Raw genomic sequence first — 14,026 nt, 5'->3', positions numbered from 1 at the left:
ATGATCCGCCAATTCGGTCCCTCCGACATCCTGTTCATCATCGAGGCCGTGCGCTGGACGCTTCTGCTGTCGGTCATCGCCTTTATCGGCGGCGCAATCGGCGGGCTGTTCGTGGCACTCGCGCGCAGCTCGGGCTCGAAGGCTCTGCGCCGGATCAGCGCCGGGTTCATCCGGATCTTCCAGGGCACCCCGCTCCTGATGCAGCTGTTCCTGTTCTATTTCGGTCTGACCGTGCTGAACCTGCCGATCAACCCGCTGCTGGCGGCGGCGATCGCGCTGACCTTCCATGCCAGCGCCTATCTGGGCGAGATCTGGCGCGGCTCGATCGACGCGGTGCCGTCGGGGCAGACCGAGGCCGCGACTGCGCTTTCGCTGAGCTATCGCGACCGGATGCAGCATGTGGTTCTGCCGCAGGCGGCGCGGATCGCCGTAGCCCCGACCGTCGGCTTCCTTGTGCAGCTGATCAAGGGCACCTCGCTGACCTCGATCATCGGCTTCACCGAGCTGACGCGCGCCGGTCAGATCGTCAACAACGCGACCTTCGACCCCTTCGTGGTCTTCGGGCTGGTGGCCGCGATCTACTTCATCATCTGCTGGCCGCTGTCGCTTTATGCGCGCCGGCTGGAAGGGCGGATGCGCCTCGCATTCACCCGCTGATTTTTCACCCGCTTCAGGTTTAGGAGGAGTAAAACATGAAGTTTCTCAAGACAGTCGCAACGGCGGCCCTGACGGTCGGCGCATTGATGGCAGGCCACGCGCAAGCCACCACGCTCGATCAGGTCGAGAAGGCCGGCGTGCTCAAGGTCGGCATGCTCGTCGATTTCCCGCCCTTCGGTCTGATGGGCACCAGCGGCAAGCCCGAAGGCTATGACGCGGATACCGCCAAGGCGCTCGCCGACTACCTGGGCACCAAGATCGAGATCGTGCCGGTGACCGGCCCGAACCGTATCCCCTACCTGCTCTCAGGTCAGGTCGATGTGCTGGTCGCCTCGTTGGGCATCACGCCAGAGCGCGCCAAGCGGGTCGATTTCTCGCGCCCCTATGCCGGGATCGAGATTATGGTCTACGGCAAGAAAGAGGAAAAGGTCTCGAAGCCGGCTGATCTGTCTGGTGAATCTGTCGGCGTCGTGCGCGCCTCGACGCAGGACGCGGGCGTGACCAAGGTCGCCCCCGACGACACCACGATCCGCCGCTTCGACGACGACGCGGCCGCAGTGCAGGCACTCCTCTCGGGGCAGGTGCCGCTGATCGGTGTGTCCAACGTCGTGGCCGCGCAGATCGCGAAGGCTGCGCCGGGTCGCTTCGACGAGAAGTTCCCGCTTTCGAGCCAGGTCCAGGGCATCGCGGTCGAGCCGGGCGCAGACAAGCTTCTGGCCAAGATCAACGCGTTCGTCGGCTCCGCAATGAAAGACGGCACGATGGACAAGATCTCGCAGCAGTGGCTGGCGACGGACATCCCCGATTTCGTCCGTAACGGATCGGCGGAGGAAGCCGCGACACCGAAATCGGCCTCGAACTGATCTCACCCCACATCCGGCGCAGCCCCGCGCTGCGCCGGGTCACCCTACAAGGCATCCCATGACACAAGCACAGCAGCCCGCCGTCGAGATGCGCGGCGTCACCAAGTTCTTCGGTGCGTTTCAGGCGCTGAAGTCGATCGATCTGACGGTCGAACAAGGCGAGCGGATCGTGATCTGCGGTCCGTCCGGCTCCGGCAAGTCGACCCTGATCCGCACGCTCAACCAGCTCGAAGAGATTCAGGAGGGCACGATCACCGTCGACGGGATCGAGCTGACGGCAGGCGGCGAGAACGTCGCCAAGGTGCGCCGCGAAGTCGGGATGGTCTTCCAGCAATTCAACCTATTTCCCCACCTGACCGTGCTGCAGAACTGCACGCTCGCGCCACTCAAGACGCGGCGGGCGGACAAGGCCGGGGCTGAGGCGACCGCGCGCAAGTATCTGGAGCGCGTGAAGATCCCCGAGCAGGCGGACAAATTTCCCGCCCAGCTTTCGGGCGGTCAGCAGCAGCGGGTCGCGATTGCGCGGGCGCTCTGCATGGAGCCGCGGATCATGCTGTTCGACGAGCCGACCTCGGCGCTCGACCCCGAGATGGTCAAGGAGGTGCTCGACACGATGATCGACCTCGCCCGTGAAGGCATGACGATGCTCTGCGTCACCCACGAGATGGATTTCGCCCGTGCCGTCGCCGATCGTGTGATTTTCATGGAGCAGGGCGCGATCATCGAAGAGGGGCCGCCGGCAGAGTTCTTCGGCAATCCGAAGTCGGAGCGTCTGCGCAACTTCCTGGGGCAGATCTCATGAGTGATGATGCCAAAGCCACCCCGTTGATCCTCGCGCTGATCGAACTGAAGCCCGCCGACATGATGGAAGCGTTCTGTGCCGAGCATCCGGTCACCCGTGACGCCACAGCGCGCGAGGGCATCGAGGTCGTGCTGACCAGCGGCGCGCGCGGCCTCTCCGGCGAGGAGATCGCCGAATTTCCCGACCTGCGTCTGATCGCGGTCAATGGCGTCGGCACCGATGCGGTCGATCTGGATGCGGCGGCCGCGCGCGGCATCCATGTGACGACCACGCCCGACGTGCTGTCGGAAGCGGTGGCCGAGCTGGCGCTGGGTCTCGCTATCTCGGTGCGTCGGCGGATCGGCGAGGGCGAGCGGTTGCTTCGCTCGGGCGGCTGGTCGAACGGGCAGAAACCGCGGCTCGGTCAGGCGCTGACCGGTTGCCGTGCGGGTATTCTCGGCTATGGCCGGATCGGGCGCGCACTGGCGGACATGCTGCGCGCGCTGGGGGTTGATGTGATCTATCATGCCCGCAAGCCCCATGACGACGCCCCCGAGGCATGGCGCCCCGACGCCCGGACGCTGGCCGCCGAAAGTGACGTCCTGTTCGTCACGCTCTCGGCCACGCCTGAGACGCGGTATATTGTCGATGCGCCGGTGTTGGAGGCGCTCGGCTCCGAAGGCACCTTGGTCAATGTCGCGCGCGGCTCGGTCGTCGACAGCGCGGCGCTGGCTGCGGCCTTGCATGGCGGCACGCTCGGCTCTGCCGCGCTCGATGTATTCGAGGTCGAACCTGTCGCGCCCGATGGGGCGGAGGACGGTCTTTTGCGCGCGCCGAACACGCTTTTCACGCCACATATCGCTTCGGCCACGAACGAGGCGCGACGCGCGATGGCGCAGCTGGTGATCGCGAATATCGACGCCTATCTGGCCGGAGCCCCGCTTCCGAGCCCGGTAGGGCCCGCCTGATCGGAGCCTTGCATGCTGGACTTTCTCTGCATAGGCGAGCCTCTCGCCGAGTTCACAAACGACCCTGCAACGCCCGATCTGTTCCACCGCCGGCTTGGGGGCGACACGCTGAATGCGGCGATCTACCTCGCGCGGCTGCGGCCCGATCTGCGGGTGGGCTACCTTTCGCGGCTCGGTTCGGACGGGATGAGCCGCTGGATGCGCGATACGATCGCGCAGGAGGGGGTCGAAATCGAGGCAATCGGGTCCGAGGCCGATGGCAGCCCGGGGCTGAGCTTCATCGCCACCGATGCTACGGGCGAGCGCAGCTTTACCTATTGGCGCGATCAGGCGCCGGCGCGCCGGATGTTCGGCGCCGACGGGGAGGAGGTCGCGGCGCTCGGTCAGGCACGCGTCCTTTTGTTCTCGGGCATCACCTTGGCGATCCTTCCCGACACGGCGCGCAGCCGTTTGCTGGCGGAGTTGGACGCGCTGCGCCAGCGCGGGATCACCGTCGCCTATGACACGAATTACCGCCCGCGGCTCTGGCGTGACCGGGCCGAGGCGGCGGAGTGGACCGAGCGCGCCTTGGCAGTGACGAGCCTCGCGCTGCCCTCGCTCGACGATCTCGCGGCGCTCTGGAACGAGACCGACCCCGAGGCGATCATGGCGCGCTGCGAGAAACACGCAGCGGGCGCCATCGTGCTGACGACGGGCGGCGGCGCGGTGCTCGCGCGCGACGCATCGGGGGCGACGCTGCGCGTTGCGCTGCCCGATCCCGTCGCGGCTGTCGACACGACTGCGGCAGGCGACAGTTTCGATGCCGCTCTCCTCTCGGCCCTGCAGCGCGGTAAAACGCTGGAGGCCGCAATTCTCGACGGTGCGCGTCTCGCAAGCCGAGTCGTCCGTCATCCCGGCGCGATCATCCCGCGCGATGCCATGAAAGAAGAGGTTGCACACCATGCAGCGTGACCAGATCGCAAGCGCCGCAGAGGCGCTGGCTGCCGCGAATGACGGCGAGACGCTCGAGGCGCTGACCCCGCTGCCGGTCACGCCGGCGGAAGCCTATGCTGTGCAGGCCGAGAGCCTGCGCCATCTCGGCCCCGTGGGGGGGTGGAAACACGCGCTGCTGGGCGGGCAGGACCTGTCCTGCGCCCCGGTTCTGGGTCGCGCGGTCCATCGCTCGGGTGCGACCCTTGCCGTTGCGCCCCATGCGCGGCTTGAACTGGAAATCGCGGTGCGGCTGCGTGCCGATATTTCGCCCGAGGCCAAATCTCACGAGATTCTGGAAGCGATCGGCAGCGTTCATGTCGCCTTCGAAGTGCTCCAGTCGCGCTTCACCACGCTCGAAAAGCAGCCGCCGCTGGCACAGATGGCGGATCGGTTCTCGAACCGGGCGATCGTCATGGGAGATGAGGTGCCCGATTGGCAAACCCGTGACCTCTCGCGCCTGCCGCTTGCGATCGGCGCGCCTGCCGAGCCGCCTGAAATGGCCGCTGGGATGTCACTTTCCGAGATCGTGTCCTTCCTCGGCTTCCTCGCCGAGCGCGCCGCCGTGATCGGGCCGGGGCTGCGGGCGGAGCATTGCATCGTCACCGGCGCGCGCATCGGCCCGCAGCCTCTGCCGGTGGGGGTGCAGCTGCACGGGGGGCTCGAAGGCTGTCAGGTTTCGCTGACCACGCGCGCGCTCTGAAAACTCATCGGTTTGACGGAGAGATAGCCGGCCCTGCTTCGAAAGAGGCGGGGCCTTCGTATTCCGCCCTCGCCGCCGCGATCGGGGGCAGGCTCTGTCGGGAGTCGCCCCGTGGGCGAAAACTGAATTTTTCGGGGAAAGGTGGAGGCGAGTACCGGAATCGAACCGGTGTACACGGATTTGCAATCCGCTGCGTCACCACTCCGCCAACTCGCCACCGTGGTGTGGGCGTCAGATACGGTATCGCAGGCGCCCGCGCAAGAGGCGAGTTGCGTCCGAGATGCATTGTGCGCGGGCGCCATCGCCCCTGAGCGCGACGGCAGGTCGGATCTGGCTCTCGCATAACTTGCTCAGGCCCTGCTTCTGTGGCAAAACCGCCCACAAGGGTTTGCTACCGAAGAGTTCTCGACATGCAAGATTTCGCTACGCGCCGCACCGTGATGGTCGACACGCAGGTCCGCCCCAACGACGTGACCAAATTCCCGATCATCGCGGCGATGCTGCATGTGCCGCGCGAGCAATTCGTGCCCGCGGCCAAGCGCGAAGCCGCCTATATCGGGGAAAACCTCGAACTGGCACCGGGCCGGGTTCTGCTCGAGCCGCGCAATTTCGCGAAGATGCTCGACGCGCTCGACATTCAGCCCGACGATCTGGTGCTCGATGTGGGCGCGGGGCTCGGCTATTCCTCCGCGGTGATCGCGCGGATGGCCGAGGCAGTCGTCGCGCTGGAAGACGGGGACATGGCGTCGCAGGCGGAGGCCGCGCTGGCCGAGGCCGGGGCCGACAATGTCGCCGTCGTGACCGGCGCGCTGACCGAGGGTGCGGCGCAGCACGGCCCCTATGACGCAATTCTGATCGAAGGCGCAGTGGAAGCCATTCCGCCCGCGCTGATCGAGCAGCTCAAGGAAGGCGGTCGGATCGCCGCGATTTTCATGGAAGGCGCCCTCGGCATCGCTCGGATCGGCTACAAGATCGACGGAGCGATGAGCTGGCGCGACCTGTTCAATGGCACCGCACCGGTCCTTCCGGGCTTCGTGCAGCCGCGTGAATTCGTGCTCTGAAAGGCACATCGAATAGGCTAGCTGTTTTGCAGGATATGCAATCGAGCGGCGAGCCGATAAACTTAAAGTAATTGCGCCCGGCGGCAGAGGGACTCCTGCATCTGTGGCGATACAGGAAAACGAGGGGCATTCGATGCTGCGCAAGACACTGACATGGACCGCTTTGGTCGCGGCGACCGCCATGGCGCCTATCACGGCCGGGGCCGAGACGCTGGCCGACGCGCTGGTCTCTGCTTATCGCCATTCGAACCTGCTGGAGCAGAACCGCGCTGCGCTGCGGGCCGCGGATGAAGACGTCGCGCAAGCCGTCGCGAATCTGCGCCCGGTCCTGCAATGGACCGCGAGCTACGATTACCTCAATGCCGACGCCACGCGCACGATCTCGCAAAAAGCCTCGACCACGCTCGGCGCGTCGATGACGCTGTTCGATTTCGGCCGTAACAAGCTGAATGTCTCGATGAAGAAAGAGACCGTGCTCGCCACCCGCGAGGGGCTGCGTTCGGTCGAACAGAACGTGCTTCTGGCGGCGATCCAGGCCTATTCGGATGTGAAGTCGGCCTCCGAGCAGGTTGCGATCAACCAGAATTCCGCGCGCGTCCTGAACGAGGAACTCAAGGCGTCGAACGACCGGTTCGAAGTGGGTGAAGTCACCAAGACCGACGTCTCGCTCGCACAGGCGCAGCTGGCTTCTGCCCGCGCGTCGCTCGCCGCGGCACAGGGCAAGCTGCGTTCCGCGCGCGAGGCCTACAAGGCCGCGACCGGGCACTACCCGAGCAATCTCGCGGCGTTCCCGAAGCGGCCCTCGCTGCCGGGCTCGCTGGATGCCGCGCGCGATATCGCCCTACGCAGCCATCCGAGCATCAAGCAACTGCAGCACACTGTTGCGGTCTATGACCTCGGCGTTGATTACGCCCGCGCCAATCGTCTACCGAAAATCACCGGTTCGCTCGGCCTGAAGCAGGAAGAGCAGGGCATCCAGACGCAGTCCGCCGGGATCGAAATGAGCCAGACGCTCTATTCCGGCGGTGCGCTTCTCTCGGCACAGCGCCAGGCCGTGGCGAACGACCAGTCGGCCCGTGCACAACTCAGCCAGGCCGGCGTGACGGTCGCGCAGAACGTGGCCAATGCCTGGTCGGCGATCGACATCGCGAAGGCGCAGATCTCGGCTTATGACCAGCAGATCACCGCAGCGCGTACCGCCTATCAGGGCGTCAAGGAAGAGGCGCTTCTGGGCGCCCGTACCACGCTCGACGTGCTCTCGGCAGAACAGGATCTGCTTGATGCGCAGGCCGGACGGATCGACGCGGCCGCCACGCTGCAGGTAGCTTATTATCAACTTTTGTCCGCTATGGGGCTGTTGACGGTAGAAAACCTGAAGCTTGGAATTCCGACCTATGATCCCGCGGCTTATTACAATGCGGTCCGCACCGCGCCCCTTACGCTCAGCCCGCAGGGCAAGCGTCTGGATCGTGTGCTCAAGGCCATCGGCCAGTAACGACCAACCGGTGTTCCGGCGGGCTCTTGGGGCCCGCCCGCCGCGCCATAGTGGCGCGGGTATCGCAGCCTCCGGGTGTCCCTCGCAGTTTCGGATCCGTCACGGCTGGACAGGCGCGCGTGCGCGCTGCAGGATGGAGTGATTATGGCTGATACCCGACCCAGACCTGAAATCGAAGATGTGCTGGCATCGATCCGGCGACTGGTGTCGCAGGACAGCCCGCGTATGGCCGAGAGTTATCCGGCCTCCAAGGCCGAGCGTGCGGCCCCCGATCCGCTGGTTCTGACGCCCGCGCATCTCGTCTCCGACACGCAGGCGGAGCCGAAGGGCGACATCCATGATCTCGAATGGTCCGCGCCGGGAGTGACGCCTGAAGAAGAGGCGGCCGAACCGCAGGATTTCGCGCAGGACCAGCCGGAGAAGGCCGCCGCGCCTGCAGGGGCCGAGGCGCCCGCGCCACTGTCCGAGGCACGTCGGAAGCCACAGAATTTCGAACCCGAATTCGACGATGCCGAGGCCGAGCCCTGGCCGTCGGAGGCGGAACTGCAGCAGGGCGGGTTCGACGATGAGCTCAAGCGGCTGGAAGGGTCGCTCGCGCAACTCGAGGCGGAAGTCGCGCGCGATGGCTCAGATTTCGAATCCGAGACAGGCGACAGGTTCGAACCTGCCGGCACTGCACCCCTGACCGAACTTCCCGAGAGCTTCACGCCGGTCTGGTCCCAAGGTGCGGATCCGGAGCAGACTTTTGCCACTGCCGATTGGGAGGACGTGGCCGGGTTCGTCGCGCCGCAATCGCCGGATCAGTTTGGGGCCGCGGACAAAGATATCACAGAGCCGCTCCCGGCAGAGGATGCCGCCGCGCCTGCCGAAACCGATCCCTTGGCCGGGCTTGATTTCGCTGCGGCCGACACAGACGAAGGGGAGCCGGAAGACGTTCATCCCGGCGAAACGCCGATCGGGGCAGACGCCCTCTTGGGCTTCGATGTCCCGCCGGGAGCTGAGACACCGGAGGAGGCGCCTTCGGCACAGGATTGGGAAGATCTTGCACCGGAACCGGACGCGGGTGGCGCTGCCGCGCCGGAGGCGACAACCGCGCCACCGACCGATTCCGCACCGCCACGCCGCCTGCATCTCAGCGATGCCGGGGCGCGCATCCCGGAGCCGGAGCCACGTATGTCGAGCTATGCCGAATTGCGTGCGACGCTGGAAGAGGATTCCGAAGCCGACGAGATCGCCGCGCTCGAGGCTGAACTCGCGTCGACGCCGGACCAACCTGAAGCGCCGCTGCATCCGGCGGTGCAATCGATGAACGAAACCCAACTTCGTCAGATCGTCTCGGCGATGCTGCGCGAAGAGTTGCAAGGCGCACTTGGCGCGAAGATCACACGTAATCTGCGCAAGATGGTGCGCCGCGAAGTGCAGCGCGCGCTGATGAGCCGCGATCTGGACTGACTCGCGCCATCGCCAACACAGCCGGGGCAGGGGCGACGATCGCGCGCTGTTTGCCCCCGCGAACATGCGCTTCAGCCGCGATTGCGGTAATCTCGGCGCAAAGCTGCGCTTGAAAATTCAAAACGGCGCGCCCTGAGGGACGCGCCGTTTTGGGTACTCAACTGTCGCCGTGGCGCCTGACAGGATCAGGCCGCTTCGGCCTCGTGCTCATCCGAGATCGCGGCGAGGCGGCGTTCGCTTTCTTCGCGCGACAGCGCGACCGACGTACGGACACCCTTGCCGACGAATTCCATCAAACCCCGGACGACGCGCTCGTTCGGATCGATGCCGGCGCAGGACAGGACTTCACGGCCATCGCGCGAGCGTGCCCAGCGGGCGATCTGCTCGGGGCCATTGCCGTATTTCTTGTCGTCTGCAATCGCATCGTCCAAGGCCGCGAGGACCACAGCGGCGAACAGTTTGCGGGCTCGTTGGCCCTGCTCGTAATTGAAGGCCGAGCCGTCAACGAAATCGCGCATTCTTCCGTCCTTTGTTATTGCTCTTGCGTTTCCTGGCGTGAGGGCCATCTAGGCCTTTCGGCCCCCGATTCGATATGGCTTGGGTCACATGGCAGCTATGCGCTTAACGCATGGCACCTTTGCCCGTTTCCAAAACCTGGTCCTTCGCGAAGGATCGCATTGAACGCGAATTAAGCGCGGGCGCCCGAAATTCAAGGGCTGTCATTCGCGAAGCGCGAAACCCGTATCGCATCAAGAGCCGGTTAATATTCTGTAAACATTACAAGTTTACGGGATGGGCGCAGCGAAAAAACCTTTGGTGCCCCAGGTGCGGCCGATCGTCGTTTCCTCTGCGTCACGATGTTCCGCAAATCTCCGCCGTGGGGCTTGCGCTTTTCGAAACAGTTGATCCGCGGCGGTCATAAATAAGTGACCACGGCCTCGCCAGCCGACAACTCGCCATTGGCGCGCCCGAAGCGCAGATAGGCGATCGCGCGATCGCCCGAACGCGTGAAAAGACGCCCCACGCTGCGATCTTCGGCGGTAATCTCGGCACCCGGTTCCGCGGGCCCTTCGACACCTACGGTGACGAAGCCTTTGCGCAGCTCCGTTTTGTGCTTCATCCGCGCCGTGACCTCTTGCCCGACATAGCAGCCCTTGCGGAAATCGACGCCATTCAGCTGAGCGAACCCGGCTTCGAGGATGAAAGTGTCGGGGGTCAGTTCGATACCGGTCTCGGGGATGCAATGCTCGACCCGGATCGCATCCCAATCGGTGCCGTCATCGCCCGCCTCGTCGCCGTAAAGCCGCCAGCCCATGTCGGGATGGCGTGGATCGGTCAGCGCGCCCTCGGGTGCCGGACCTGTGCCGCGGTAGACCTTGAGATCCGAGGGCGCGATCGCGACGTCGGCGCGGAGCTTGTACATGCCCAGTCGTTTGATCGTCGCCTCGGCGATGCTTTCGTCGATATCGATGACGATCGCGTCGCCTCGCGCTAGCAAGAAGAAATCGGCAAGGTATTTTCCCTGCGGCGTCAGCAGGGCGGTATAGACCAGCCCGTCATTCACGTGGCGCACGTCGTTCGTCACCAGCCCTTGCAGGAAGTGCTCGCGATCCGTGCCAGTGATCTCGTAGAGAATGCGCTCGGCCATGGAGGTCTCCTTTCCCCGCCCATGTAGGCAGCCGGGGCGGGAATGCCAACTCAATCGAGAAGCTGCATCCGGCACAGTCCCGCATAGGGCCCGTTCTTGGCCAGCAGTTCGTCATGCGTGCCCTGTTCGACGACCTGACCTTCAACCACCACGACGATCTTGTCGGCGTTGCGCACGGTCGACAGGCGGTGGGCGATGACCAGCGTCGTGCGGCCCTCGCTGAGCTCCGAGAGCGCCTGCGCCACCTTTGCCTCGGAGACGGTGTCGAGCGCCGAGGTCGCCTCGTCGAGCAGCAGGATCGGCGCGTCGCGCAGCACGGCGCGCGCAATCGCGACCCTTTGCCGTTGTCCGCCCGAGAGCGCCGAGCCGCGCGGGCCTGCGCCGGTATTGATGCCGTTCTGCAGAAGGTCTGTGAACTCGGTCACGTGCGCGGCTTCGAGCGCGGTCTGGATATGGTCGGGATCTACCTCCTGCCGGCCGAGCAGGACGTTCTCGCGGATCGTCTCGTCGAAAAGAGCCGAGTCCTGCGACACGGTCGAAAAATGCTGGCGCAGTTCGGCAACGCCGAGATCGCTCAGCGGCGTGCCGCCCAGAGTGATGCGCCCGCTATCGGGATCGACGAGCCGGGTCAGCAGGTTGAACACGGTGGTCTTGCCCGCGCCCGAAGGGCCGACGAGTGCGGTGGTCTGGCCGGGCTCCGCCACGAAGCTGAGGCCGCGCAGGACATGCTTGTCGCCGTAATGCAGATGTACGCCGTCGAACTCGATCCGCGTGGTCTCGGGCAGGGCGGCGGGGTGCGCGGGCGAGGTGATCGACGGTTCGGTATCGAACAGGCGATAGATCCGCTCGAGGCTCGCCGCCGCCGTCTGCCAAGAGCCCGCCGAATTCGCGAGGCGGCGAAGCGGCTGGAAGGCCAGCGCCATTGCGGTGAAGAAGGACATGAAATCGCCGACCGAACGCTCGCCCGCCATGATTTCCTGACCGCCGAGGATCAGTACCAAGAAGAAGCCAAGCCCGGTGATGATGTCGATCATCGCGGGCACCAGCCCCGAAATGAAGGTGGTCTTGATCTGCGCGATGCGGACCTCGTCCACCAGCCGCGCGAAGCGCCCCGCTTGATAATCCTCGATCCCGTTGAGCTTCACCGCAGCGATACCGTGGAACACCTCGTCGAGCCGAGTCGCGCGGTCGGAGGAACTTTCGCGCATCTGCCGGGTTTTGCGGCGGATGTAGCGCTGCGCCATCGCGACCGGCAGGATCAGAAGCGGCGCGCCGATCACGGCGCCCATGGTCCAGCTCGGATCGATGGCGACCGCAACGGCGAACAGCGAGATCAGCGAGACCGCATCGCGCCCGGTGCTGGAAATGAAGATCTTCCAGACGTTCTGCACGGCGCTCGTATCGCCTTGCACCCGTTCGATCAGGGCGCCGGGCGGGTTGGCCTGGTAGAAGCGCTGGTCGAGCCGCAGCATGTGGCGGAACAGATCGGTCTGCATGTCGCTCGACGTGCGCAGCGAGACGCTGGTCATCACCGTGCGCGAGGCCACCGAGGTCGTCGCCCGGACCACGAACAGCCCGAATATCGCGGCGCCGACCCACCAGATCAACTCGCTCTCGCCCTGCACGAAGACCTTGTCGAAGAGCGGTTTGAGCATCCAGCTCAGTGCGCCCAGCGTTGAGCCTTCGATCATCAGAAGGACCATCGACACCCCGATCATCGGCCAGTGCTTGCGCAGATAATCGCGCCACATCCGGCCGGCGAGGTGTTTCGACGTGTAAGGGTTTGCAGTCTTGGCCACGAGGCACCATGCGATAGGCGCGCCTCTCGAGCGCGCGGTTAAGTCCGTGAATTACCGCGAGACGGGGCCTGCGTGCAAGCCGGGCGCGAGATTGACGCCGCGCGCGGGCGGCATTACCGATTATTCGTTGTGCCAGACGGAGATACCCGATGAGCCTTGCCCAAGGTCGCCCCTACCTCGCAATTCCCGGACCCTCGACGATGCCCGACCGCGTTTTGGCCGCGATGCATCGCCCGGCGCCCAACATCTATGAGGGCGAGATCGAGGAGATCTCGGTGCGGGTCGCGGCGAATCTGCGGCGGGTGGCAATGTCCTCGTCCCATGTCGCGATCTACATCGCCAACGGCCACGGTGCGTGGGAGGCCTCGATCGCGAACGTCTTTTCGCGCGGGGATAAGGCGCTGAGCCTCGTGACAGGGCGCTTCGGCAATATCTGGGCGCGTAACGCGGCGACGATGGGCGTTCATGTGGAGCGGCTGGAATTCGGCCTGAAGGCGCCCGCCGATCCGGCCCGCGTCGAAGAGGCACTGCGCGCCGACAAGGATCACGAGATCAAGGCCGTGCTGCTGACCCATGTCGATACCGCGACTTCCGTGGTCAACGACGTGGCGGCGATCCGTGCGGCGATCGACGCAGCGGGGCATCCGGCGCTGCTGATGGTCGATTGCATCGCCTCGCTCGCCTGCGACGAGTTCCGGATGGACGATTGGGGCGTCGATGTGATGGTCGCGGCCAGCCAGAAGGGGCTGATGGTGCCGCCGGGTCTGGGCTTTGTGTGGTTCTCCGACAAGGCGCTGGCGGCGAGCCGCGAGGCCGATATGGTCACGCCTTATTGGGACTGGCAGCCGCGCGCCTTCCCCGAGATGGTCTACCAGTATTTCGGAGGCACCGCCCCGACGCATCACCTCTTCGGCCTCGACGAGTCGCTCAAGATGATCCTCGAGGAAGAGGGGCTCACCCATATCTGGGCGCGTCACGCGACGCTCGCCTCCGCCGTCTGGGCTGCGTTCGAGACCTGGGGGCAGGAAGGGGATATCGCGCTCAACATCGCCAACCCGGCGCATCGCGCGCATTCGGTGACGGCAGCGCGGATCGGCGCGGGCAATGCGCAGCGGCTGCGCAGCTGGTTGGAGCGCGAGGCGGGGGTGACGCTTGGCATCGGGCTCGGCATGGCCGAACCCGGTACGCCCGAGGCCAACGATTTCCTGCGGGTCGCCCATATGGGCCATGTGAACGCCCATATGACGCTGGGCGCGCTGGCGACGATGGAGGCCGGGATGCAGGCGCTGAAAATCCCGCACACCCCCGGCGGCATCGCCGCGGCGGCTGGTGCGATCGCGAAAGGCGCCGGTCAGGCCTGACCGTGACGCTCCAGCCAGTCGGTGAGCTGTTCGACCTCTTCCGAGGCTTCCCGCGAGACCTGCGGCGTCTCGGTGCGCGAGGACGACAGCCGCATCTCGCGGCTGGTCTGGGTGTTGCCTGCATAGGCGCCGAAGGCCAACGCGAAGGCCAGCGGGCTCAACATTGCGATACGGGCGTTGCGGATCTTGCGGCTCATGTGTCTGCTCCTGTTGTCGAGCAAAACATGGGCCCGGCCTCGAGTCGGCGCAATTCACCTTGCGGCGAGACG

14 protein-coding genes and 1 tRNA gene are annotated in these 14,026 nt (G+C 65.4%); 10 read left to right on the top strand and 5 right to left on the bottom strand.

What is annotated here, in order from left to right; genetic code table 11:
- The 6 genes from DEM26_RS02590 (at position 1) to DEM26_RS02565 (ending at position 4,941) form a co-directional block, all read left to right on the top strand.
- Positions 1-657, top strand: coding sequence for an amino acid ABC transporter permease (locus DEM26_RS02590; RefSeq protein ID WP_075773867.1), 657 nt, complete (start codon positions 1-3; stop codon positions 655-657).
- A gap of 35 nt (positions 658-692) precedes the next feature.
- Entirely contained in the window at positions 693-1,520 is an 828-nt protein-coding gene (locus DEM26_RS02585) for a transporter substrate-binding domain-containing protein (protein ID WP_088719476.1), read from the top strand.
- 88 nt (positions 1,521-1,608) lie between these two features.
- Complete coding sequence (locus DEM26_RS02580) at positions 1,609-2,322, top strand: amino acid ABC transporter ATP-binding protein (RefSeq protein WP_369907717.1); 714 nt, start codon at positions 1,609-1,611, stop codon at positions 2,320-2,322.
- Positions 2,319-3,269 (top strand): NAD(P)-dependent oxidoreductase, encoded by a 951-nt coding sequence (locus DEM26_RS02575; RefSeq protein ID WP_109171629.1) that lies wholly within the window; start codon positions 2,319-2,321, stop codon positions 3,267-3,269. The genes DEM26_RS02580 and DEM26_RS02575 overlap by 4 nt, the downstream gene beginning before the upstream one ends.
- Before the next feature lie 12 nt (positions 3,270-3,281).
- Complete coding sequence (locus tag DEM26_RS02570; protein ID WP_233242998.1) at positions 3,282-4,220, top strand: sugar kinase; 939 nt, start codon at positions 3,282-3,284, stop codon at positions 4,218-4,220.
- Positions 4,210-4,941: a hydratase gene (locus DEM26_RS02565; RefSeq protein WP_109171628.1), complete on the top strand. Its 732-nt coding sequence runs from the start codon at positions 4,210-4,212 to the stop codon at positions 4,939-4,941. Before DEM26_RS02570 ends, DEM26_RS02565 begins: the two co-directional genes overlap by 11 nt.
- A 142-nt stretch (positions 4,942-5,083) precedes the next feature.
- Here DEM26_RS02565 and DEM26_RS02560 read toward each other — a convergent pair.
- Positions 5,084-5,157 (bottom strand) — tRNA-Cys (locus DEM26_RS02560).
- 194 nt (positions 5,158-5,351) lie between these two features.
- Here DEM26_RS02560 and DEM26_RS02555 point away from each other — a divergent pair.
- The 3 genes from DEM26_RS02555 (at position 5,352) to DEM26_RS02545 (ending at position 8,949) form a co-directional block, all read left to right on the top strand.
- Entirely contained in the window at positions 5,352-6,002 is a 651-nt protein-coding gene (locus DEM26_RS02555; protein WP_088719483.1) for a protein-L-isoaspartate O-methyltransferase family protein, read from the top strand.
- A gap of 133 nt (positions 6,003-6,135) precedes the next feature.
- Positions 6,136-7,497 carry a TolC family outer membrane protein gene (locus tag DEM26_RS02550; protein WP_075773872.1) on the top strand — a complete coding sequence of 454 codons (1,362 nt, stop codon included), beginning with the start codon at positions 6,136-6,138 and terminating at the stop codon, positions 7,495-7,497.
- 144 nt (positions 7,498-7,641) lie between these two features.
- The gene (locus DEM26_RS02545) at positions 7,642-8,949 is read left to right on the top strand and encodes a hypothetical protein (RefSeq protein ID WP_146194423.1); all 1,308 of its coding nucleotides are present in this window, start codon (positions 7,642-7,644) and stop codon (positions 8,947-8,949) included.
- Positions 8,950-9,134: 185 nt separating this feature from the next.
- Here the strand turns inward: DEM26_RS02545 and DEM26_RS02540 are convergent, their stop codons facing one another.
- From DEM26_RS02540 to DEM26_RS02530, 3 genes are all read right to left on the bottom strand, one after another.
- Complete coding sequence (locus DEM26_RS02540) at positions 9,135-9,467, bottom strand: DUF6280 family protein (protein ID WP_075773874.1); 333 nt, start codon at positions 9,465-9,467, stop codon at positions 9,135-9,137.
- A gap of 398 nt (positions 9,468-9,865) precedes the next feature.
- Positions 9,866-10,597: a CAF17-like 4Fe-4S cluster assembly/insertion protein YgfZ gene (gene ygfZ, locus DEM26_RS02535; protein WP_109171626.1), complete on the bottom strand. Its 732-nt coding sequence runs from the start codon at positions 10,595-10,597 to the stop codon at positions 9,866-9,868.
- A 50-nt stretch (positions 10,598-10,647) separates the two neighbouring features.
- Positions 10,648-12,348, bottom strand: coding sequence for an ABC transporter ATP-binding protein (locus tag DEM26_RS02530; protein ID WP_109171625.1), 1,701 nt, complete (start codon positions 12,346-12,348; stop codon positions 10,648-10,650).
- A gap of 197 nt (positions 12,349-12,545) precedes the next feature.
- On the opposite strand from DEM26_RS02530, the gene DEM26_RS02525 reads away from it, so the two are divergent.
- Entirely contained in the window at positions 12,546-13,757 is a 1,212-nt protein-coding gene (locus DEM26_RS02525; RefSeq protein ID WP_109171624.1) for a pyridoxal-phosphate-dependent aminotransferase family protein, read from the top strand.
- Here DEM26_RS02525 and DEM26_RS02520 read toward each other — a convergent pair.
- A complete protein-coding gene (locus DEM26_RS02520) occupies positions 13,748-13,954 on the bottom strand; it encodes a hypothetical protein (protein WP_088719487.1) in 207 nt (68 codons plus the stop codon). The two genes, DEM26_RS02525 and DEM26_RS02520, sit on opposite strands and share 10 nt — an antisense overlap.
- Positions 13,955-14,026 lie beyond the last annotated feature (72 nt).

Origin of the sequence: Thioclava sp. NG1 (genome assembly GCF_003122275.1) — a bacterium.
In the GTDB taxonomy this organism is placed as follows: domain Bacteria; phylum Pseudomonadota; class Alphaproteobacteria; order Rhodobacterales; family Rhodobacteraceae; genus Thioclava; species Thioclava nitratireducens.
The sequence above is the reverse complement of the archived record's forward strand: the minus strand, read 5'-3'. Positions and strand labels throughout refer to the sequence as shown.

Bases quoted from the DNA above. Each gene is read 5' to 3' on its own strand.
- DEM26_RS02550 (WP_075773872.1), top strand. From the start codon at position 6,136: ATGCTGCGCAAGACACTGACATGGACCGCTTTGGTCGCGGCGACCGCC.
- DEM26_RS02590 (WP_075773867.1), top strand. From the start codon at position 1: ATGATCCGCCAATTCGGTCCCTCCGACATCCTGTTCATCATCGAGGCC.
- DEM26_RS02545 (WP_146194423.1), top strand. From the start codon at position 7,642: ATGGCTGATACCCGACCCAGACCTGAAATCGAAGATGTGCTGGCATCG.
- DEM26_RS02580 (WP_369907717.1), top strand. From the start codon at position 1,609: ATGCGCGGCGTCACCAAGTTCTTCGGTGCGTTTCAGGCGCTGAAGTCG.
- DEM26_RS02575 (WP_109171629.1), top strand. From the start codon at position 2,319: ATGAGTGATGATGCCAAAGCCACCCCGTTGATCCTCGCGCTGATCGAA.
- DEM26_RS02565 (WP_109171628.1), top strand. From the start codon at position 4,210: ATGCAGCGTGACCAGATCGCAAGCGCCGCAGAGGCGCTGGCTGCCGCG.
- DEM26_RS02520 (WP_088719487.1), bottom strand. From the start codon at position 13,954: ATGAGCCGCAAGATCCGCAACGCCCGTATCGCAATGTTGAGCCCGCTG.
- DEM26_RS02525 (WP_109171624.1), top strand. From the start codon at position 12,546: ATGAGCCTTGCCCAAGGTCGCCCCTACCTCGCAATTCCCGGACCCTCG.
- DEM26_RS02585 (WP_088719476.1), top strand. From the start codon at position 693: ATGAAGTTTCTCAAGACAGTCGCAACGGCGGCCCTGACGGTCGGCGCA.
- DEM26_RS02540 (WP_075773874.1), bottom strand. From the start codon at position 9,467: ATGCGCGATTTCGTTGACGGCTCGGCCTTCAATTACGAGCAGGGCCAA.
- DEM26_RS02555 (WP_088719483.1), top strand. From the start codon at position 5,352: ATGCAAGATTTCGCTACGCGCCGCACCGTGATGGTCGACACGCAGGTC.
- DEM26_RS02570 (WP_233242998.1), top strand. From the start codon at position 3,282: ATGCTGGACTTTCTCTGCATAGGCGAGCCTCTCGCCGAGTTCACAAAC.
- ygfZ (WP_109171626.1), bottom strand. From the start codon at position 10,597: ATGGCCGAGCGCATTCTCTACGAGATCACTGGCACGGATCGCGAGCAC.
- DEM26_RS02530 (WP_109171625.1), bottom strand. From the start codon at position 12,348: ATGTGGCGCGATTATCTGCGCAAGCACTGGCCGATGATCGGGGTGTCG.